A 21153-nucleotide genomic window follows, 5' to 3' on the forward strand; every position below is an offset into this window, starting at 1 on the left:
GGCCCGGGGGCTCCTACTTAATTGGCGTCAAACCATAGCCGCAGTCCGCCCCAATACAGGTGCCTGCGATCACATCATTCAGGGCATCCAGCCAAGTGATATCCGGATCAAACCGCCCCTGTTGCAGAAAGGCGATCACCTGGGCAATGACCAGTGGGTCATTCATCATAAAGGTATGGGTGACGGGCAGGACTATGTGATCCTGCATCCCCTCAACCCGGGTGCTTGCGACCGAGACCTTCCCGTCATCCTCCCCCGGAATAATCGCCGAAAACACCGGGCTGATGGATTGATCGCCCGCAATAACACCCAGTAAAAAATCCACTGGCGGCAACTTCTTGGGCAGGCTCTCTGCCCCAGTGCCTAGGCTCTCGCCTGCGGGGCCGTTGATCAGGTCAAAAACCGCCCAATCCCCCAGCTCATCCACCACTTCGCTGCCCTGATTGGGTGGCCCCAGCATAACCGTAGCCCCCAGGTTTGGCGGCTGATGCGCCGCAACCTGAAAATACTGCCGCAACAAGATCCCCCCCATGGAGTGGGTCACAAAATGGATGGGCGCATTCGCATGACACTCAGCAATTGCAGCAGGCAGGGTCTGCTCGGCAAGCGCAGCGACAGGAAAGGTCGTCGACTCATATCCCGGTCGCACCACCTGATAGCCGCGGGCTTCAAAAACCTGCTCCATCACCACAAATGAGCTCTCTGATCGCGCCAGCCCATGCAGCAGCACCACGCAATCGGCCAGCGCCTGGCCTGGGACAATGCCCAAAGCGGTCAGAATGAGAGGTTTGATCAGGTTTTTCATTCCCCTGAGATAGGGTTTGCGGCGGCGCGAGAAAACCCCTTTTTACTGGCGCCTTGTTTACCGGCGTTTTGGGGTCCAGATCACCAGGGCAATACCTGCCAGAACCACCAGCGTGCCCAGGATCAACCGCGCTCCTACAGGTTCCGCAAGGAAGAGCACACCGCCCAGGATCGCCAGCACCGGCACGCTCAATTGGATGGTTGCAGCGACCGCTGGTTGCAACTGGGGCAACACCCGGTACCACAGCGCATAGCCAAGCCCCGAGGTCACCGCGCCAGAAAGGACCGCCAGAACAATACCCGGTCCGGTAATAAGCCCGGTGATCAGACCGCTGCCCCACGCGGCCCAAACAAAGGGCAGTATCATCGCCGTGGCCCAGATGAAGTTCACTGCGCTCGAGGCCAAGGGATCGCGCACCCCGCGCCCAAGCAGACTATAGGCGGCCCAGCCCAGCCCGCTGAGCCCCATGAGCACCGCATCCCACAGCGTGACCTGCAGGTTCTGGTCCGGCCAGACCACATAGGCCAGCCCAGCAAAGGCCACCCCGGCGCCAACCATCTGCCCGATACTGGGGTCACTGCCCCGCAGAGCCCCCCAGCCAAACATGGCAATCTGCACCACACCAAACAGGATAAGCGCGCCAATCCCGGCATCAAGCCCTTGATAGGCGAGACAAAAGCCAATCATATAGAGCGTCAGCGCTGCGCCACCTTTTACACTGGGCAGCAGCGGTTGGCGCAGGCTCCGCCCCCGCAAGGCACAGAGGAGCCCCAACATGGCCGCCCCCGAGGCCAGCCGCAAAAGCCCAAAGCCCAGCGCATCCATATAGCCCCAGCTGATCGCCATCCGGCCCAAAACCGAATTGGCTGCAAAAGCGATCAATACAAGAAGAACAAATACGACAAGCTGCATCACTGGGCCTCGGTCAGGCCGACAGTCCCGGCGCAGAGTGGAGTTTCCCTGCGACCGCTACCGCAAGCTCCGCTGCAGAGCAACCATCCCCAGCCCCGCTTTGCAGAACTTCGACGTCACAATTATGAGAAGGCGACAAGCCCTGGCAGCACTCGCCTCGTGGGCATGTAAATACCATAGAGTGTTCCGCTTCCAATTTCCCACAACCTTAGAGTACATAACATAACGGATCTGTTAGGTCCCGGTACATAGATGAACACATACCCTGGAGCCTGAATGACCCGCTTTTTCCTATGCCCCTTCGACTGGAGCGGCACCGCATCACGCCGACAATTCTGGCTTTCTCTTCTGGTCGCTCTTGGTGTCCTTGGCAGCTTGGTCCTGATTACCATGTCATTTGAGGTCGAGCCGTGGGTTCCGCTATCCGTATTATGCTGCCTACAATTTACGCTCTGGCCCATATTCGTAAAACGCCTGCATGCGATGGGACGCAGCGGGTACTGGACCATCCTGTTAGTTGTACCCTTTCTTTTTATCCCGGTTTTTCTGTGGCTTGGAATTCGCCGGCCTAAGCATCAACCTGTCGATGCATGGCCTTCAAAAGCCTCACACCGAGTTGGGCAAGCGCTGCTCTTGCTGCTCGTTTGTGTCAGTCTCAGTCGGGCATATTGGTCTCCCTACTGGATCCCTGCCGGCAGCATGAAACCCGCCCTACTGATAGGAGACTACCTCATTGTATCCCACTATGGGAAAACCCAAAATCCACAACATGGCGATGTCCTGGTTTTTCGGCACCCTGTCCACGGCACCGCATTTATAAAACGGTTGATTGGTCTTCCCGGTGATGAAGTCCAAATTTCGAATGGCAAAGTATCCATAAATGGGACCTGGGCAGACTACAGCGCTCGCGCACCATTTGAAGAACCTATGGCGCCGACTTGGGCCAACGGGCAATACCCTCGCTGTCAAAATGCCCCCGGAGAAACCGGGAATGTCTGCATCAAATCCCAGTGGCTCGAAACCCTCCCCAACGGCAGGGAATACCCGGTTCTGGACATTGCAGATCAAGCCCTGGATCACACCGGAATTTTTCAAGTGCCCAAAGGGTATTACTTCTTTCTTGGCGACAACCGTGACAATTCCAGCGACAGCCGCATTGCTCAGGCGGCCGGTGGCATAGGTTTTGTGCCACGCGACGCCCTGATCGGCCGCGCGGAGCTCATATTGTTTTCCTCACAGGGACCACAGCTGCTGTCCTTTTCACAATGGCGCCAGGATCGGTTTTGGGTGCCAGTCCACTAGCAAAAGCGCGCTAATGGCGCTGTCGTCCAGCTGCCGTGCTGTATGTAGATACCAAAAGAAAAGGGGCCGCCCAAAGGCGACCCCAAAATCATCCGGTAGGATGGCAATGATTACATCATGCCGCCCATGCCGCCCATGCCGCCCATGTCGGGCATGCCGCCGCCAGCTGCGCCGCCGTCTTTCGACGGTTTGTCCGCAACCATGGCTTCGGTGGTGATCAGCAGACCCGCAATCGAGGCCGCGTCTTCCAGAGCAGTCCGTGCCACTTTGGCAGGATCGATCACACCAAAGGCAAACATGTCGCCATATTCTTCGGTCTGAGCGTTGAAGCCAAAGTTCTTGTCTTCGCTTTCGCGCACTTTGCCAGCAACCACAGCACCGTCAACACCAGCGTTTTCAGCGATCTGACGCAGAGGCGCTTCGATTGCTTTACGCACGATCACGATACCTGCGGTTTGGTCGGTGTTTGCACCTTCCATGCCGTAGAGTGCTTTGCCGGCCTGAACCAGAGCAACACCACCACCAACGATGACGCCTTCTTGCACAGCCGCACGGGTTGCGTTCAGGGCATCGTCAACGCGGTCTTTGCGCTCTTTCACTTCGACTTCGGTCATGCCGCCAACGCGGATAACAGCAACACCGCCGGCCAGTTTGGCAACGCGCTCTTGCAGTTTTTCACGGTCATAATCGGAAGTGGTTTCTTCGATCTGAGCGCGGATTTGACCAACACGGGCTTCGATTTCGGCCTTGGAGCCGGCACCGTCAACGATGGTGGTTTCGTCTTTGGTGATTTCGACCTTCTTGGCGGTACCCAGCATGTCCATGGTGACGGACTCAAGCTTCATGCCCAGATCTTCAGAAATCACCTGACCACCGGTCAGAATGGCCAGATCCTGCAGCATGGCTTTACGGCGATCGCCGAAACCAGGTGCTTTGACAGCAGCAATTTTCAGGCCGCCGCGCAGTTTGTTGACAACCAGAGTTGCCAGCGCTTCGCCTTCAACGTCCTCAGCAATGATCAGCAGAGGCTTCTGCGACTGGATCACCTGCTCGAGCAGCGGAACCATGGACTGCAGCGAAGACAGTTTTTTCTCGTGCAGCAGGATCATGCAGTCGTCGAGATCTGCAATCATCTTGTCAGCGTTGGTCACGAAGTAAGGCGACAGGTAGCCACGGTCGAACTGCATGCCTTCGACAACATCGGTCTCTGTTTCCAGGCCTTTGTTTTCTTCGACGGTGATCACACCTTCGTTGCCAACTTTTTGCATCGCGTCTGCGATCTGCTGGCCGATGGCGGCTTCACCGTTGGCGGAGATGGTGCCAACCTGTGCAACTTCAGCGGAGTCTTTGACTTCGCGTGCCATGTCACGGATGCCCTGAACGACAGTGGCAGTTGCCAGGTCGATACCGCGCTTCAGGTCCATTGGGTTCAGACCAGCTGCAACCTGCTTCAGGCCTTCTTTGACGATGGCCTGGGCCAGAACGGTGGCAGTAGTGGTGCCGTCGCCTGCTTCGTCATTGGTGCGGGAAGCAACTTCCTTGACCATCTGGGCGCCCATGTTTTCGAACTTGTCTTCCAGTTCGATCTCTTTGGCAACGGAAACACCATCTTTGGTGATGCGTGGCGCACCAAAAGATTTGTCCAGAATGACATTGCGGCCTTTGGGGCCCAGGGTCACTTTGACAGCATCAGCCAGTACGTTTACGCCGGCCAACATGCGGTTGCGGGCATCGGTGTCGAATTTGACGTCCTTAGCAGACATGTTTTATTCTCCTCGAGAAAAGTCTTCTTAATTCAGCGTGATATGGGATCAGAGAAGCCTGAAGGCTTACTCGATGATACCCATGATGTCGCTTTCCTTCATCATCAGCAGCTCTTCGCCGTCGACGGTGACTTCGGTGCCGGACCATTTGCCGAACAGGATGGTGTCGCCAGCTGTAACAGCCATTGCGATCAGCTCACCATTGTCCTTGCGCGCGCCTTCGCCGGTTGCGACGACCTGGCCCTCGCTGGGCTTTTCCTTGGCGGATTCTGGAATGATCAGACCACCAGCAGTTTTTTCTTCGCTTTCGGTACGACGAACCAGCACGCGATCGTGGAGTGGTTTCAATGCCATCTTTGCAGCTCCTTATAAGGCTCAAAGGTTGTTATCTCTATCCCCCTGCTCCCCGCAGAGGGCGTTATCACTCACAGGTGGCGAGTGCTAACGAACGAATAGCTAGGCAGCAGCGGCGCATGAGTCAACCAAAATGGGAAAGAAAATTTTAGCAATCGTATGAGCGCAGATCCGAACAGCAAACGGAGCTGCTCACTCAGGGCGTTTATCTGCGACCTGCCCTGCCTCTGACACCCCACAATCCGCCTCTGGCTCCCAGCTATAGGCCCAGTGTTTCAGCCCGTCACGGCCTGCTTCGGTAAGTTGGTAAATACCGGTCGAAACCCGCTCGAACCAGCCATAGTGATTGGCAGACATCAGCCCAGTGGCCCGGCCTACCCCGGTTGCCTTGGCCACCGCTGAGCCCTTGGTGGCGCCGGCCTCGGCCAAATGCGCGGCGCAACGCAGCGCATCCTGGCGATAGGCGGTCACGATGCCATGTCTTGTCGCACCGCCAGCATTGGGATCGCCCTGCAGTTTTTCAAACTCACGCAACAGCCGCTGCTGGCGCTTTTTGGATTTGCGCGGCGCGTAGGGACCGGGATCGCAATGCACCTCGCAGCGCCCATCCGGTAGCACCGTGATCAGCCCCAGCGACAACCGGCGGCACAGGGCCAGATTATCCTTGAGCATCCGTTTGGCCTGACGCCCCTTGGGACGGGGCACCGCGATATAGACCAGATCCGTGACCGACTGGCGGGCAATCGCCTGATGAAACAAAGACAGCGAAAACCGCAGCTTCAGCTCAACAATCACTGGTTCTTCACCGCCGCGCCGTGCCATCACATCAGCGGCCCCCACCTCGCCCTTGACCTCATAGCCTTGGGCCTGCAGCAGCGCCTTTACGGGAGGGTAGAGTTGATCTTCGCGGTCCATGGGGGATGCTTGGCAGGTTGTTGCGCACAGTTCAAGCGGCGCTGCCGGGTGACACCAGGGCCCACTTCGCGCCAGAGCTGTGTTATCGACTTGCTATTTGGCGGCTCTCACTTCTAGCTTTTTGACAGCGAATCTAATGAGACTGAGCCCATGATCCGAATATTTGCATTTCTTTTTGCGGCTTTGCTGGCTGTTCAGTCTGCCCACGCAGCCTGCCGCGGCGCAGATTTTCGCGATCACCTGCCGCCCAGCGAAACAGCATGGCTGGCGCGCCAGATGGCCGCAACGCCCTATTCCACCGGCAACCACTGGGTTGCCCGCAAAGACGGTCAGTCACTGCATGTTATTGGCACCATGCACAGCGGTGACAGCCGCATGGCCCGGGTGATGCGGCGCCTACGCCCCATCATTGCCCAGGCCGATGCGGTGTATTTTGAAGTCACCCGCGCGGAAATGAAATTGGTCAAGGATCAGATGAAAATACGGCCAGAAGCCTTCCTGCTGCCGCCCGGGCGCCGGTTGCAACAGCTGATGAGCCCCAAAAGCTGGGAACAGTTTGAGCTTTTTGCCGCGATGTCCAATGCGGACATGGAAACCATTCAAAGAATGCAGCCCTGGGCCCTGAGCCTGTTTCTGATCCCCGGTGGCTGCCGCCCCTTCGGATTTGGTCTAAAACGAGGATTGGATGACCGGATTGAGCGTTTTGCAGCCCGCAAAGGCATCCCCGTTGGCGGATTGGAGACCGCAGGCACCGGATTTTCCGCCCTGGCCCGCCTGTCCCTGCGCGATCAGGTCCGCATGCTCGAAAACGAGGTGGCATTCCTGCTCTCTGACGCTCCCGAAAACGCGACAGCCGTAGAGGCCTACTTTGACGAAAGCGTCTGGCAGGCCTTCCTTCTGGAGCCCCGCATTGCCAGTCAGTATATCGGCGTTTCGGCAAAAGAGCTCACCCGATTGGACCGTGCATTTTATAGTAATATGCTGGGGTGGCGGAACAAGCTCTGGATCAAGACCATTCAGCAGATCAAAGGCGAGCAAGTGGTGATCGCGGTGGGGGCAGCGCATCTGCCGGGTAAAGAGGGCATTCTGAACCTGCTCAAACAGCGCGGCTACAGTTTGGAACGCGCCGCCTTTAATTAAGATCTCCCCTTCAAACGGCGCGCGCCAGGGTGCGGGCGGCCACCCCCTACCCATTTTCCTGGAGCAACGATGCGACTGATTTATTCTATTCTATTCCTGTTGCTGCCTGCCCTGCTACCGGCCTGGGCCCAGGCCGCCTGCACCGGCACCGATCTGCGCACGACGCTGTCTCCCCAGGATCAGAGCTGGATTGACACCAGGATCGCCGATGCCCCCTTTGCTGAGGGCAATCACTGGATCGCCCAGCGCGGGGAGCGCAGGATCCATGTCATCGGGACCCTGCATTTGAATGATCCCCGCCTTAAGGCCATCACTGCCCGCCTGGAACCGGTTCTTGCCGCTGCCGACACGCTGCTGTTGGAGATCACCCCAGAGGACGAAGCAAAGTTACAAGCGCGTTTGGGAAAAACTCCTGAGCTGATGTTCATTACCCAAGGCCCATCTTTGATTGACCGGCTGTCCACCGACGACTGGGCCACCCTGTCCGGTATGGCACAGAAACACGGCATCCCCGGCTGGATGGCGGCAAAAATGCGGCCTTGGTTTCTGGCCATGTCGATGTCCGTTCCGCCCTGCCTCAGGGGCAGCAAGGCCAGCAAGCTGGGCCTTGATAAGCGGCTGCAGAAACAGGCCAAAGGCACCGAAATCCCCATGCTATCCCTCGAAGATCCGATAACGATCTTGCAGGCGATGAATGCGGAAACGCTGGACGAACAGCTGCGCCAGATGCAGCTCTCCCTCAGCCTGATGGGACAGGGCGCGGACGAATTCGTCACATTGACCCACAGCTATTTTGAGCAGACCAGCTGGCGCTACCTCGCCATGGTGGAGCGGCGGTTCTACCAAAGCTCTACCTTTGAAGAAGACGAGGCCAGACAGCCGTGGGATGAGGCTATGGACCTGATGCTGGTGCACCGCAACGCAGCCTGGATCCCAGTGATCGAAGCCACCCAGGGGACCACCCTGGTGGTGGCTGTTGGCGCCCTGCACCTGCCAGGAGAAACCGGCATATTGAACCTGCTACAACAGCAGGGATACAGCCTGACGCGCGCCGCGTTTTGACCCTGCATATGCCGCCGAGACGGCGCGCTTCGCCCGGATCAGCCTGATCAGAGATCAAAAACCAGCAAATGCGGCACTGCGTGAACCACATTGCCGCATTGCACCCCTGGTGGGGTGACAAGGGATTTCACCCTGTTATAAGGCGCTCAAATTCTCCCTTTTTTGTTCATAGGATAGCATCATGACCGTCCAAGTTCTTGGCCACAAATCCCCTGACACCGATTCCACCGGCTCCCCAATCATTTGGGCCTGGTACCTGAACGAGATCAAAGGTGTTGCCGCCGAAGCCAAACTGCTCGGCGAACCCAATACCGAAGCCGCCTTCATGTTGCAGCGCTGGAACCTGGACAAACCTGCAATCATCGCTGATGTGGCGGACGATCAGCCAGTTGTCATCGTCGACACCAACAACCCGGCCGAGCTGCCCGCCAATATCAATGGCGCCGATGTGCAGGCCATCATCGACCACCACAAACTGGTTGGCGGCCTAGAGACCAAAGGCCCCATCGACATCACCATCCGCCCGCTCGCCTGCACCGCCACCATCATGTATGATCTGATCGGTGACGACATGGCCAAGATGCCCGACGCCATCAAAGGCGCGGCGCTGACCTGCATTCTGTCGGACACGCTGGAATTCCGCTCCCCCACCACCACCGACCACGACCGTGCCGTAGCCGAAAAGCTGGCCGCTGATCTGGGCATCGATATCGCCGCCTATGCCGCTGATATGTTTGCTGCCAAGTCCGATGTGTCGTCCTTTTCGGACGCCGAATTGCTGCGCATGGACAGCAAGGAATACGCGGTTGAAGGCACCAAGTTCCGCGTCTCAGTTCTGGAAACCACCGCCCCTGCGGTGGTGCTGGACCGTCAGGCCAGCCTGATGGAGACAATGACCACCGTCGCCAGCGAAGACGGTGTGGATCAGGTTTTGCTGTTTGTGGTGGATATCCTCAACGAAGAAGCCACCCTGATGGTGCCCAACGATCTGGTGAAAACCGTTGCCGAGAAAAGCTTTGGAGTCTCTGTTTCAGGCGACTCGGTTGTGTTGCCCGGCGTGATGAGCCGCAAAAAGCAGATCATTCCAAACCTGAAAGTCTGAGCAGGCGGTCCCCACAGCATCTGACCGCTGACTGTTTTAGGGCGTCCCAATGGGGCGCCCTTTTTGTGCCCGCCTAAGTTGTTCTGCCCTGTCACGCTGACATGCCCCCCCGCCAGATTGACAGCGGATAAAAATCACCCACTGGGTTCTTTTTGTATATACAAACGATATTCATTGTAGTAACAAGGTTACGCTTACCAAGGAGCCAACACAGATGGCCAAAGCCGAAAAGACCAAAAAGGCCCGCAAGGATGCCCAGCTTATCATTCGGATATCGAAAGAAGAGCGGGATGATTTTGTGGAACTTTGCGACGGGCTGGACACCAGCGCCGCCCGTGAAATTCGCCGCTTCATCCGTGGGTTCCTGCGTGAGCACGACAACACTAATTCTGAAACTTGAGACAAGGACAAACGTCATGAGCAAAAAAGCCGACGCCAAAAAAGCAAAAATTAAAGACCTGAAAAAAGAAGTCAAACTGCGCGCAGCCAAAGTAGCCCGTCAGGAAGAAAAACTGAAAGCCGCTAAAAAAGCGCTGAAGAAAGCCGCCTAAGCGCTGCTTGTTACCTCTGGCCAGCGGCACTTCGGTGCCGCCGGTCCACATGCCTGAACCTGTGATACCGCTTTCTTTTCCCATGTAACGGTTTGCAGGCGATTTCCCCCTGCGCCAGTGCGGCCTGCGCGTTTCGCGGTGGCATCAGCCGGGGAACTCGGTCATATCTAGCCTCGCACAGCCCAGCCCGTCAAAACCAGACGGCGCGGCGCAGACAGGAAAGGCGCATATATGACCCGCATCATTCAATCACTCGCAGAGGTCTCCGACCGCTACAGCGCGCTTTTTGTCGACCTATGGGGTTGCGTCCACAATGGGGTTACCGCCTTTCCCGAAGCCGTCGCCGCGCTACAGGCCTACCGCGCCCGCGGCGGTATTGTGGTGCTGGTGACCAATTCGCCAAAGCCCCGTGCCGGGGTGGCCGGGCAGCTGGCTGAATTTGGCGTCCCAGAAGACGCCTATGACACCATTGCCACCTCTGGCGATTCTGCCCGCTCGGCGATGTTTACGGGCGCCGTGGGCAGCAAGGTCTATTTCATGGGGGAATGGCAGCGTGATGAAGGCTTCTTTGAGCCGCTAGATGTCATTCACGATCCGGTTGAGATCACCCGCGCGCCCCTGGCTGAGGCTGAGGGCATCGTTTGCTGCGGTCCCTTCGACACTATGGCCGACCCCGATGTAAACCGCGCTGATTTTCTGCTGGCCAAGCAAAAGGGCCTGAAACTGCTCTGTGCCAACCCCGATATCGTCGTGGATCGCGGTGAAAAACGGGAATGGTGCGCCGGGGCGCTGGCACGGCTCTATACCGAGATGGGCGGCGAGAGCCTCTATTTTGGCAAACCCCATCCGCCGATTTATGATCTTGCCCGCCGCCGCCTGGCCGAGCTGGGCACCGACATCGCCGATGGCGATATTCTGGCAATTGGTGACGGCCCCCATACGGATATCGCTGGCGCCATGGGAGAGGGGATCGATTCCCTCTTTATCACTGGCGGCCTGGCAGCCCGTGAAACAAAAACCACCACCCAGCCCGATGCTGCAGCGCTAACAGCCTATCTCGAGCAGGAAAAATCAGCGCCGACCTTTAGCATCGGCTTCCTCAGGTAGATAAATTATACCTACTTTTCATGTATCTAGCACACTTTCGATCCGCAGCACCATCGCTATAGGCGCCGGTTCAGCTGTGCTCGGCCATGCCTAATTCAGAATTCTGAGCAGAGGGACGCCGTCAAAAAGCTCTTGATTTTCTGCACCTGCAAAGTAATAAAGTTGCCAACAGGCTCCATCTGGCGCTTTAAAATTTCAAGAGCCCCTCAATCGGGGAGATCTCATGGAGGATCAAATGTTGGACAACATGCCGCGCGGAACCATCTGCATCGAAGACATCGAAATGGGTATGACGCGCTTTGTCCGCAAAGTGATCACCGATGAAGACATCGAAATGTTCAGCCAGGTCTCCACCGATCGCAACCCGGTGCATCTGGATGACGACTACGCTCAGGACACCATCTTTCAGGGACGCATCGCCCACGGTATGCTCACCGCCGGTCTGATTTCTGCGGTCATTGGCGAACAGCTGCCTGGCCATGGCACCATCTACATGAGCCAATCGCTGAAATTTCTGGCCCCGGTGCGGCCCGGCGATCTGGTGCTGGCCGAGGTTGAGGTGACGGATATCGTCATCGACAAACGCCGGGTCAAACTGGATTGCCGCTGCATGGTTGACGGCAAAAAGGTCCTGGTCGGCGAAGCCATGGTCATGGCCCCTTCGCGCAAGTTCGACTAGGTTCTCCCCACCCCCAGCAAGAGGTGAACACAGCCTCTTGCAAACTTCCGCAACGCCGCCACTTGCAAGCCTCTTTGCAGAGCGCTAGGCAGGCGATATGCGCATCATCCGAGACTATCAATTTGTAGAGCAACAAGACCGTGGCGCCAGCGTCGCGATCGGCAATTTTGACGGCGTCCACCGGGGCCATCAATCTGTTATTGATCTGGCTCGCGCCGCCGCGCCGGAGGCTCCGCTGGGGGTGATGACCTTTGAGCCCCACCCGCGCGCCTTTTTTGCGCCGGACGCCCCGCCCTTCCGCCTGATGTCCCCCGAAGCCCGGGCCTCGCGCTTGGAAAAACTCGGGGTCGAGCGGCTGTATCAGCTGAACTTCAACGCCGCCCTCTCCAGCCTGCCCCCAGAAGACTTTGCCCGCAAGGTCATTGCCGAGGGGCTGGGCCTTGCCCATGTGGTGGTTGGCGCTGATTTCTGCTTTGGCAAGGGCCGCAGCGGTACCGCCACTGACCTGCAGCGCTTTGGGGCCGAGATGGGCTTTGGCGTCACCATCGCCCCCTTGATGAACCATGTGGACAATACCGTCTCCTCCACCGCCATTCGCACCGCCCTCAGCGAAGGCCGCCCCCGCGATGCCGCCGCCATGCTCAGCCACTGGCACCGGATCGAGGGCGAAGTCATCGGCGGCGAGCAGCGCGGTCGTGACCTTGGCTTTCCCACCGCCAATATGTCCATCGACGGGCTGCACCCGCCTGCCTTTGGCGTCTATGCGGTGCTGGTGGATGTGTTGAATGGCCCGCATCAGGGTAGCTATCAGGGCGCGGCCTCTGTTGGGGTGCGGCCGATGTTTGATGGCGCACATCCCAATATCGAAACCTTCCTGTTTGATTTCACCGGCAACCTATATGGCGCGACCCTCTCGGTCGCCCTGGTGGACTACCTGCGCCCGGAGATGAAATTTGACGGGCTGCAAGCGCTGATCGACCAGATGGATGCAGATTGCGCCCGTGCCCGTGATATTCTGGACGCCGAAATGCAGGCCCCAACATGAACGAAGGTATTGACCGCAAAGGTCTGAAAGCACGGTTCTGGGAAACCACGCCGCTGGAGCTGCTCAACCAGCAGGAATGGGAAGCCCTTTGCGATGGCTGCGGCAAATGCTGCCTCAACAAACTTGAGGACGAAGACAGCGGCGAGATCGCACTGACCCGTGTGGCCTGCCGTTTGCTCGACGACAACAGCTGCCAATGCGCCCATTATGAAAACCGCCACCAGTTCATCCCCGAATGTATCGTGCTCCGGCCCGATAATCTGGACAGCCATGCCTATTGGATGCCGCAGACCTGTGCCTACCGGCTGCTCTGGGAGGGCAAGCCCCTACCGCAATGGCACCCTCTGCTGACCGGCGACCGCAATAGCCCTCATGCCGCAGGCGTCACCGTGCGCGGCTGGACCGTTTCCGAATTCGACACCCCGGAAGAAGACTGGGAAGACCATATCATCGAGGAGCCTATCTGATGTTTTTTGCCTCTGACAATTCCGGCCCGGTGCCACCACAGGTTCTGACCGCGCTGGCAGAGGCAAATTCCGGCTACGCGATGGGCTATGGCGCCGATGCAGAGATGGCAGAGGTCACCGCCCGGATCCGCGAGATTTTTGAAGCCCCCGAGGCTGCGGTCTTTTTGGTAGCCACTGGCACCGCCGCCAATGCCCTGGCGCTTTCGACGCTTTGCCAGCCTTTTGAGACCATCTTTTGCACCCCCACCGCCCATATCCACGAAGACGAGTGCAACGCGCCCGAATTCTACAGCGGTGGCGCCAAACTGACCCTGGTGCCCGGTGCCCCCGGGTTTGACGACAAGATGACGCCAGAGGCTCTGCGCGCCACCATCGCCAAGGAAGAAACACGCGGCGTTCACGGGCCACAGCGCGGGCCGGTCTCTCTCACCCAGGTGAGCGAACGCGGCACGATCTACTCTCTGACCGAACTACAGGCGCTCGCCGCTGTGACCAAAGAGTTCGACCTGCCCCTGCATATGGATGGCGCCCGCTTTGCCAATGCCATGGTGGCCCTGGATTGCACCCCGGCTGACATGACCTGGAAGGCTGGCGTGGATGCTGTCTCCTTTGGTGGTACCAAAAACGGCCTTCTTGGGGTCGAGGCGGTGATCTTCTTTGATCCTAAACACGCCTGGGAGTTTGAGCTGCGGCGCAAACGCGGCGGTCATCTGTTTTCCAAGCACCGCTATCTTTCGGCCCAGATGCTGGCCTATCTCACTGATGATCTGTGGCGCGACAACGCGGTCAAAGCCAATGACAACTGCGCCTATCTGGCCCAGGGGCTGCGCCGCACCAAGGCCCCCTTCCTGCATGAGCCACAGGCCAATATGATCTTTGCCGCCCTGCCCCGCGCAACCCACCAGCGCCTGTTTGATGCAGGCGCCGCCTACCACCTTTGGGATGGCCCCCTCGACGGCGATCCCCAAGAGCAGGTTGCCGCCCGCTTTGTCTGCGACTGGGCAATTGAAAAGCAGCAGATTGATCAGTTCCTGGCCCTGATAACCCAACCAGAATAACCAGCCGCCCCACGTTCATCTTTGTAGGAATATTCCGGGGGCCGCGCCCCCTCCATGATCCTCAAGCCATGCCAGCCCTCAGGCCATCCCAGTCCAGAACTGTCGCAGCAGACCCGCTGTCACTGCGGCATGGGTGATGGGCAACATATGGCCAGCCTGCGCAACCACTTCGCAACGGGCCTGCGGCAACCGTCGCGCCAAACCTTCATTGATCATTGGCATCACCGGCTGGCTGGCACCGCCGCTGAGCAAAAGAACCGGCATCTGAACCGGGTCCAAGGCGCCGGGTTTCAAGACGCCCTTGTCATCCAGATAAAGCGTTTCATAGCTTGTGGGAACCGCACGCATCGCCCGCACCATGGCTGCCCGTGCCTGCTCGGACAGCTCTTCCCATTTTGGCTTCCCGGTGCCCCACATGCGATTAAACAGGCGTGTCGCCTGCTCTACCTCACCGGCCTCAAAAAGCGCATTAAACGGCGCCTCTTTTGCCTCCAGCGCCGCCTGCAGCTCTGGAGCCTCTTGTCGGGCAACTGCAAAAAGCACCGGCTCGATCAGCACCAGGCTTTTGATCTGCTCCGGGCGGGCCTGGGCCATACGCAGGGCCACGGTCGCCCCAAAAGAGTGACCAATCAGGTCAACCTGCCCTGGCTCCCTGTCCAGCAAAGCCAAACCAGCCGTCAGATTGGCAGTTTGAAAATCCACAGCTTCATCCCAATCCGGGCTGCGGCCATGGGAGAACATGTCAAAGGCCGTGAGCGTGATCTCATCCTTCATCAGCTCCGCCAGCCCGCGCCAAGCCCCGGAATGCGCCAGCGAGCAATGCACCGCCAAAACCCGGCGCGCTCCCGCTCCAAAACTGCGGCAATATACGTCGCTCACCCTGCCATCCTTCATCACTTGCTCTCTCACTTGTTCGGCTCTTGTGCCGCGCCAGTTTGCCCAGGCCAACACGGGGGCCTGAGCCGGGGTCTCCGTATGGGCGGGATTATCCTGCCAGATGCTGTTCCAGATCCTCGATCCGATCCTGGCCCCAGAACCGCGCCCCGTCCTCAGTAATATAGAAGGGTGCGCCAAAGACCCCCGCCTTGAGAGCCTCCTCGAGGTTTCGCGCATATCTCTCCGCGCCGGCCAAGAGCCCGCTATCCGCCAGCGCGGGGTCAAAGCCGGCGCTGGTCAGACAGGATTTGATCACCTCATCCTGGGCAATATCGCGCTCCTCTACCCAGACCGCATGCATCAGCCCATGTACCAATGCGCCCAGATCACCGCCCCCTGCAGATTGCGCCGCGATGATCGCGTAGGACGAAGGCGCAGCATTGGTCGGCCAATGTGCTGGCTGCAGATTGATTGTCAGCCCATTCTTTTTCGCCTGCCGCTGCAGCTCGATCAACCGGTACTCCTGCCGCGAGACGTGACGTTCCTTGGGCGGTGTGCCACCGGTGCTGCCATAGAGCGCCACAATATCCATCGGTTTGTAGTTGATCTGAACATTCTGCCGCGCCGCAGCCGCCTCCAACCGTGTGCCAGCCAGATATGCATAGGGTGACAATGTCGAGAAATAATAATCAATGGTCGTCATGGTGGTTTTCTCCCGCTTAGAACTAGGCTGGACGCTACGCACATGTTAAGCGGTGAGCAAGATCACGAATCTGTCACATAGCCATTGCTGCCGGGGATATCAGCCAATGCCGACTTTGCACGAACCCAAGCTCATCGCTGGGAACGCCAACCTCCCGCTCGCCACTTCCATTGCCCGCCGTATGAGCATGCACCGCGGTGTCGACCAAGGCCTGGTCGATGCCCGCGTTGAACGTTTTAACGACGGTGAGATCTTTGTTGAGGTCTACGAGAACGTGCGCGGCGAGGATATGTTCATCATTCAGCCGACCTCCAATCCGGCCAACGACAACCTTATGGAGCTTTTGATCATTTCGGATGCCCTGCGCCGCTCTTCTGCGCAACGTATCACCGCTGTGATCCCCTATTTCGGCTACGCCCGCCAGGACCGCCGCACCAAGGCCCGCACGCCGATCTCCGCCAAACTGGTCGCAAATATGCTGACCGGCGCGGGTATCGAGCGGGTTCTGACCATGGATCTGCATGCCGCGCAGATCCAGGGCTTCTTTGATATTCCGGTGGACAACCTTTATGCGTCACCGATCTTTGCCCTGGATGTGAAAAACCAGTTCAAGGACAGCATGGACGAGCTCATGGTGGTCTCTCCCGATGTGGGCGGCGTTGCCCGCGCCCGAGAGTTGGCCAAACGCATCAACGCGCCGCTATCGATCGTCGACAAACGCCGTGAAAAAGCTGGTGAAGTAGCCGAGATGACCGTAATCGGCAATGTGCAGGACAAGATCTGCCTGATCATTGACGACATGTGCGACACCGCTGGCACCCTGTGCAAGGCTGCGCAGGTGCTGCTGGACAATGGCGCCAAAGAGGTCCACGCCTATATCACCCACGGCGTGATGAGCGGCCCTGCGGTGGAACGCGTCACCAATTCGGTGATGAAGTCACTGGTGCTAACCGATTCCATCCAGCCCACCGAAGCCGTAAGCAATGCGCCCAACATCCGCATCCTGCCCACGGCGCCGCTGTTCACTCAGGCAATCCTGAACATCTGGCACGGCACCTCGGTGTCCTCGCTGTTTGAGGACAAGACCCTGATCCCGATCTACGAGTCGCTGTATTCCAACGGCGTCTAAGCCCGCATCACCCCCATCACAAAGGCCCCGCGCGGAACTCTGCCGGGGTCTTTTTTATTAAGTGCAAGTGGTAATGCTGCAAGAGTACAGCTTCCATTTCAATGTCAGCAATGAGCTCACTTTACCGGATGCCGCACCATCAATGAAGGTCCGGTTAACTCAGAGTTTCGTGTCAACGTGATGCATCACCACATTGAAACCTTCCTCAGGTGAAGGAGCGACGAAGTATTTCGAAATTTGTCGGAATTGCTCTTCTGTTGCCGCAAATGGATGATCGCCTTGAGCATTGCGAGCATGAAGCCGCGCGATACAGACTTCGTCAGGGACATCTAAAACGTGAAGTTTGTGTGCAGCCTTCGTCTGTTCCAAGATGTCCCGCATCCAATCACGCGAAGCAATCGTGTTTGCTTGGAAGTCCAAAACGACTGAAATTCCCTCATGTAGCAATGAGACGACGTGTGGTCCCATGACCTCGCGAAACTTTAACATGAACCGCATGTAGTCCGAAATCGACGACATTTCTTCAGAATAAAGACCATTCAGCCAATCATCTTCAGCAATCACAATAGTTCCCGCCGTGCGACTAAGTTGGGCAGTCAGAGTGGATTTTCCAGAAGCAATTTTTCCGCACAACAGGTGCAGAGTTGGCGTTGTCGAGGACATATGAATAACCTTGTTCAGCGCGGCGTGCGCAGTTGACGTTCAAATACGAGTTAGCCCGGCCCGGTTTTCAGACCGGGAAGGTAATTCGATTTTGGCCCCGACGACCAAAGTTCTGAACCAAGGTTTTCATGCGCCTTTAATGACACGTGGGGTTCTTATTGTCTATCGGTGAAGCAGACCTTGGCGCAGCCGCAGCGAATGCACCGTTTGTCCCGCATAGCTGACCTTTGCGATAACACAAGCCCACCCCGCAACCCTCAATCCACGTCATCCCAGTCGTCATCGAAGGGCAGCTCGCCCATGGCGATCCAGGCGGTGCGCAGGCGGGCGATGCGGCTGTCGGCCCAGGTGCGGAACACCACTTCAAAATCCGTGGTGGTGATATTCTCCGTTACCAGCTCGGCACGGATGGCAGCGCTGGTGTCCATATCCCACAGCGAGATCGAGACCTGCACCGCAGGTGGGCGGCGATAGGCTTCCTGGAATGTCACCAGCTTGCGCCGCTCGCGGGCGCCCTCGCCGGTCCACATGCTGCCGCCGCTGTCGAATTCGGAAAACAACACCAGTTCGCCCTGGTCAATTCCAATCCGTGGATTGCGTAGTCGTTGCATGTCTTATCGTTCCAGCTTCAGTCTATCCGCGCGAAATCACGGTTCGGCCATTAAAAGCCAAAAAATTCTAAAATTCAAAAAACAAAACCGGCCCATCACGAAGAAGGGCCGGTTTCTAAGTCTCGAGAACACACTGGGCGTGCATCCATGGGCCGTTACAGGCTCATATGTGTGCCCAGGGCCTCCATGTCCGACAGCAGCTTAGCGGCTTCCTCGACGATGTCGTGGGGCTGCTCCGCTTCCTGCGCGGTTTTATACATGTTACGAGCCTCTTCGATCAGCTCGTCCAGATGGGCGCGGGTCATCTCATCCATTGGGATTGCCTTCTCAGCGAGGACCGAAAGGGCCTCAGCGCTGATTTCGGCAAAACCGCCAGTGACCACAAACTCCGAAGTGCCTTGCGAGCTTTCAACCCGCAGGACACCCGGACGCAGGGTGGTGATGGTGGGTGCATGCATCGGCATAGCCGTCATGTCACCCTCCGCGCCGGGGATCTGCACCGCGTTCACCTGGAGCGACGCTAGGCTGCGCTCCGGGCTTACGAGGTCAAATTGCATGGTATCAGCCATCAGGGCCCTCCTTAGGCCGCGTCAGCAGCCATTTTTTCGGCTTTTGCGATCACTTCGTCGATGCCGCCAACCATGTAGAAGGCGCCTTCGGGCAGGTGGTCGTATTCGCCAGCCACAACGGCCTTGAACGATGCAATGGTGTCTTCCAGCGGAACCTGTTTACCGTCGGCGCCGGTGAAGATTTTTGCAACGTCAAACGGCTGAGACAGGAAGCGTTCGATCTTACGCGCACGGGCCACGGCCAGTTTGTCGTCTTCAGAAAGCTCGTCCATGCCGAGAATGGCGATGATGTCCTGCAGCGATTTATAACGCTGAAGGATCTGCTGAACGTCGGTGGCAACTTTATAGTGCTCGTCACCAATGATCAGTGGATCCAGCAGACGCGATGTGGAACCAAGCGGGTCAACCGCAGGATAGATACCTTTCTCCGAGATCGCACGATCCAGAACGGTTGTCGCATCCAGGTGCGCAAACGAGGTCGCAGGCGCAGGGTCGGTAAGGTCATCCGCAGGAACGTAGACGGCCTGAACGGAGGTAATCGAACCGTTTTTGGTCGAAGAGATCCGTTCCTGCATCGCACCCATGTCGGTGGCCAGTGTTGGCTGGTAGCCCACCGCCGAAGGAATACGACCCAGCAGAGCAGACACCTCGGAACCCGCCTGTGTGAAGCGGAAGATGTTGTCCACAAAGAACAGAACGTCCGAGCCACTGTCATCACGGAACTGTTCCGCCAGGGTCAGACCCGACAGAGCAACCCGCATACGCGCACCGGGAGGTTCGTTCATCTGGCCGTAGACCAGGGCAATTTTGGAATCGACCAGGTTATCGGGAACGATAACACCGGATTCGATCATCTCGTGGTACAGATCGTTGCCCTCACGGGTCCGCTCACCAACACCGGCGAACACGGACACACCAGAGTGCACCTTCGCGATGTTGTTGATCAGTTCCATGATCAGAACGGTTTTACCAACGCCGGCACCGCCGAACAGACCAATTTTACCACCCTTGGTGTAGGGGGCCAGAAGGTCGATAACCTTGATACCTGTGGTCAGGATCTCGGTTGCGGTCGACTGATCCGCGAAAGAAGGCGCGTCGCCGTGGATGCCACGTGTTTCGGTGGATTCTACGGGACCCTTTTCATCAACGGGTTCGCCGATGACGTTCAGGATACGACCCAGTGTGGCGTTGCCCACTGGAACCGAGATAGGCGCGCCAGTGTCGGTCACGTCCTGTCCGCGCACCAGACCTTCGGTTGCGTCCATAGCGATGGTACGGACTGTGTTCTCACCCAGGTGCTGAGCAACCTCGAGAACCAGGTTCTTACCGTTGTTGTCGGTGGTCACAGCGTTGAGGATTTCCGGCAGGGCATCCTCGAACTGCACGTCCACAACGGCGCCAATCACCTGCGTGATTTTGCCTTTTGCGTTTGCCATGTGTTTGTCTCCGGTTGTCTCTTAGAGCGCCTCAGCGCCCGAAATGATTTCAATCAGCTCGTTGGTGATGACGGCCTGACGCGAGCGGTTGAACTCGATGGTCAGCTTGTCGATCATCTCGCCAGCGTTACGGGTGGCGTTATCCATCGCACTCATCCGGGCACCCTGTTCGGATGCACCATTTTCCAGCAGCGCCGAAAAGATCTGGGTCGATACGCCACGGGGCAGCAGGTCGGCAAGGATTGCCTCTTCGCTGGGCTCGTAGTCGTAAACGGCCGCGGATGTCTCTTCAGCGGCACCGCCCTCGTAAGAGGCCGGAATGATCTGCTGCGCTGTTGGCACCTGGGTCACGACGTTGACGAACTCTGCAAAGAACAGAGTCGCAACATCAAATTCACCAGCGTCAAAGCGGGTCAGGATATCCTTTGCGATGTCCTGCGCGTTGGCATAGCCGATGCGCTTAACTTCGCTCAGGTCCACGTGGCCGATAAAATCATCAGCCAGATCGCGACGCAGCGCGTCGCGGCCCTTTTTACCAACGGTCAGGATCTTGACCGTTTTGCCAGCCGCTTTCAGCTCCTGCGCCTTTTGGCGCGCCAGTTTGGCGATATTGGCGTTAAAGCCACCACACAGGCCCCGCTCAGCGGTCAGGACAACAAGCAGTTGAACCTGATCGCTACCGGTGCCGCGCAGCAGTTTTGGCGCGCTATCGCTGCCACCAACAGAAGAGGCAAGCCCCGCCATAACGGCGTTGAACCGCTTGGTGTAGGGACGTGAATCTTCAGCAGCTTCCTGGGCGCGGCGAAGTTTCGCCGCGGCCACCATTTGCATGGCTTTTGTGATCTTACGAGTGCTTTTGACACTCGCGATCCTGTTTTTCAGGTCCTTGAGATTTGGCATTGCC

24 protein-coding genes and 1 pseudogene are annotated in these 21153 nt (G+C 57.9%); 13 read left to right on the forward strand and 12 right to left on the reverse strand.

Annotated elements, in window-relative coordinates:
• Positions 1-13: 13 nt before the first annotated feature.
• Both N1037_16345 and N1037_16350 read right to left on the reverse strand, forming a co-directional pair.
• On the reverse strand, positions 14-805 hold the full coding sequence (locus tag N1037_16345; GenBank protein UWS78823.1) for an alpha/beta fold hydrolase: 792 nt from the start codon (positions 803-805) through the stop codon (positions 14-16).
• Positions 806-862: 57 nt separating this feature from the next.
• Positions 863-1717 carry a DMT family transporter gene (locus tag N1037_16350; GenBank protein UWS78824.1) on the reverse strand — a complete coding sequence of 285 codons (855 nt, stop codon included), beginning with the start codon at positions 1715-1717 and terminating at the stop codon, positions 863-865.
• 276 nt (positions 1718-1993) lie between these two features.
• Between N1037_16350 and N1037_16355 the strand changes: the two are divergent.
• Together N1037_16355 and lepB are read left to right on the forward strand one after the other, a co-directional pair.
• Positions 1994-2212: pseudogene (locus N1037_16355) on the forward strand (DUF805 domain-containing protein).
• A complete protein-coding gene (lepB, locus tag N1037_16360) occupies positions 2201-3019 on the forward strand; it encodes a signal peptidase I (protein UWS81381.1) in 819 nt (272 codons plus the stop codon). Before N1037_16355 ends, lepB begins: the two are co-directional and overlap by 12 nt.
• 110 nt (positions 3020-3129) lie before the next feature.
• Here the strand turns inward: lepB and groL are convergent, their stop codons facing one another.
• From groL to N1037_16375, 3 genes are all read right to left on the reverse strand, one after another.
• Positions 3130-4782, reverse strand: coding sequence for a chaperonin GroEL (groL, locus tag N1037_16365; protein UWS78825.1), 1653 nt, complete (start codon positions 4780-4782; stop codon positions 3130-3132).
• Positions 4783-4848: 66 nt separating this feature from the next.
• Entirely contained in the window at positions 4849-5136 is a 288-nt protein-coding gene (gene groES / locus N1037_16370) for a co-chaperone GroES (GenBank protein UWS78826.1), read from the reverse strand.
• Between the two features lie 192 nt (positions 5137-5328).
• On the reverse strand, positions 5329-6051 hold the full coding sequence (locus tag N1037_16375; GenBank protein UWS78827.1) for a DUF2161 family putative PD-(D/E)XK-type phosphodiesterase: 723 nt from the start codon (positions 6049-6051) through the stop codon (positions 5329-5331).
• Positions 6052-6201: 150 nt separating this feature from the next.
• Here N1037_16375 and N1037_16380 point away from each other — a divergent pair, with 150 nt between their 5' ends.
• The 10 genes from N1037_16380 to N1037_16425 all read left to right on the forward strand — a co-directional run bounded on the left by N1037_16380 (position 6202) and on the right by N1037_16425 (position 14262).
• Positions 6202-7191, forward strand: coding sequence for a TraB/GumN family protein (locus N1037_16380; protein UWS78828.1), 990 nt, complete (start codon positions 6202-6204; stop codon positions 7189-7191).
• 69 nt (positions 7192-7260) lie between these two features.
• Positions 7261-8253 carry a TraB/GumN family protein gene (locus N1037_16385; GenBank protein UWS78829.1) on the forward strand — a complete coding sequence of 331 codons (993 nt, stop codon included), beginning with the start codon at positions 7261-7263 and terminating at the stop codon, positions 8251-8253.
• Between the two features lie 181 nt (positions 8254-8434).
• Positions 8435-9355, forward strand: a complete 921-nt coding sequence (locus N1037_16390) for a manganese-dependent inorganic pyrophosphatase (GenBank protein ID UWS78830.1) — start codon at positions 8435-8437, stop codon at positions 9353-9355.
• Positions 9356-9569: 214 nt separating this feature from the next.
• Entirely contained in the window at positions 9570-9755 is a 186-nt protein-coding gene (locus tag N1037_16395) for a hypothetical protein (protein UWS78831.1), read from the forward strand.
• 16 nt (positions 9756-9771) lie between these two features.
• Positions 9772-9906 carry a hypothetical protein gene (locus N1037_16400; GenBank protein UWS78832.1) on the forward strand — a complete coding sequence of 45 codons (135 nt, stop codon included), beginning with the start codon at positions 9772-9774 and terminating at the stop codon, positions 9904-9906.
• Between the two features lie 231 nt (positions 9907-10137).
• A complete protein-coding gene (locus N1037_16405; protein ID UWS78833.1) occupies positions 10138-11013 on the forward strand; it encodes a TIGR01459 family HAD-type hydrolase in 876 nt (291 codons plus the stop codon).
• 235 nt (positions 11014-11248) lie between these two features.
• Complete coding sequence (locus tag N1037_16410) at positions 11249-11692, forward strand: MaoC family dehydratase (protein UWS81382.1); 444 nt, start codon at positions 11249-11251, stop codon at positions 11690-11692.
• Positions 11693-11789: 97 nt separating this feature from the next.
• The gene (locus N1037_16415) at positions 11790-12737 is read left to right on the forward strand and encodes a bifunctional riboflavin kinase/FAD synthetase (protein UWS78834.1); all 948 of its coding nucleotides are present in this window, start codon (positions 11790-11792) and stop codon (positions 12735-12737) included.
• Entirely contained in the window at positions 12734-13204 is a 471-nt protein-coding gene (locus N1037_16420) for a YcgN family cysteine cluster protein (protein ID UWS78835.1), read from the forward strand. Before N1037_16415 ends, N1037_16420 begins: the two co-directional genes overlap by 4 nt.
• Positions 13204-14262: a low specificity L-threonine aldolase gene (locus N1037_16425; protein UWS78836.1), complete on the forward strand. Its 1059-nt coding sequence runs from the start codon at positions 13204-13206 to the stop codon at positions 14260-14262. The genes N1037_16420 and N1037_16425 overlap by 1 nt, the downstream gene beginning before the upstream one ends.
• A gap of 78 nt (positions 14263-14340) precedes the next feature.
• On the opposite strand, the gene N1037_16430 is transcribed toward N1037_16425, so the two are convergent.
• Both N1037_16430 and N1037_16435 read right to left on the reverse strand, forming a co-directional pair.
• The gene (locus N1037_16430) at positions 14341-15156 is read right to left on the reverse strand and encodes an alpha/beta hydrolase (GenBank protein UWS78837.1); all 816 of its coding nucleotides are present in this window, start codon (positions 15154-15156) and stop codon (positions 14341-14343) included.
• A 91-nt stretch (positions 15157-15247) separates the two neighbouring features.
• The gene (locus N1037_16435; GenBank protein UWS78838.1) at positions 15248-15841 is read right to left on the reverse strand and encodes a 2-hydroxychromene-2-carboxylate isomerase; all 594 of its coding nucleotides are present in this window, start codon (positions 15839-15841) and stop codon (positions 15248-15250) included.
• A gap of 106 nt (positions 15842-15947) precedes the next feature.
• On the opposite strand from N1037_16435, the gene N1037_16440 reads away from it, so the two are divergent.
• Positions 15948-16970: a ribose-phosphate pyrophosphokinase gene (locus N1037_16440; GenBank protein UWS78839.1), complete on the forward strand. Its 1023-nt coding sequence runs from the start codon at positions 15948-15950 to the stop codon at positions 16968-16970.
• Between the two features lie 159 nt (positions 16971-17129).
• Here the strand turns inward: N1037_16440 and N1037_16445 are convergent, their stop codons facing one another.
• The 5 genes from N1037_16445 to N1037_16465 form a co-directional block, all read right to left on the reverse strand.
• Positions 17130-17633 (reverse strand): ATP-binding protein, encoded by a 504-nt coding sequence (locus tag N1037_16445; GenBank protein ID UWS78840.1) that lies wholly within the window; start codon positions 17631-17633, stop codon positions 17130-17132.
• Between the two features lie 257 nt (positions 17634-17890).
• Entirely contained in the window at positions 17891-18244 is a 354-nt protein-coding gene (locus N1037_16450) for an H-type lectin domain-containing protein (protein ID UWS78841.1), read from the reverse strand.
• A gap of 155 nt (positions 18245-18399) precedes the next feature.
• Positions 18400-18813, reverse strand: a complete 414-nt coding sequence (locus N1037_16455) for a F0F1 ATP synthase subunit epsilon (protein UWS78842.1) — start codon at positions 18811-18813, stop codon at positions 18400-18402.
• An 11-nt stretch (positions 18814-18824) separates the two neighbouring features.
• Positions 18825-20249, reverse strand: a complete 1425-nt coding sequence (gene atpD, locus N1037_16460) for a F0F1 ATP synthase subunit beta (GenBank protein ID UWS78843.1) — start codon at positions 20247-20249, stop codon at positions 18825-18827.
• A 21-nt stretch (positions 20250-20270) separates the two neighbouring features.
• The gene (locus N1037_16465; GenBank protein UWS78844.1) at positions 20271-21149 is read right to left on the reverse strand and encodes a F0F1 ATP synthase subunit gamma; all 879 of its coding nucleotides are present in this window, start codon (positions 21147-21149) and stop codon (positions 20271-20273) included.
• Positions 21150-21153: the final 4 nt, after the last annotated feature.

The organism is Phaeobacter sp. G2 (genome assembly GCA_025163595.1).
Lineage (GTDB): Bacteria > Pseudomonadota > Alphaproteobacteria > Rhodobacterales > Rhodobacteraceae > Pseudophaeobacter.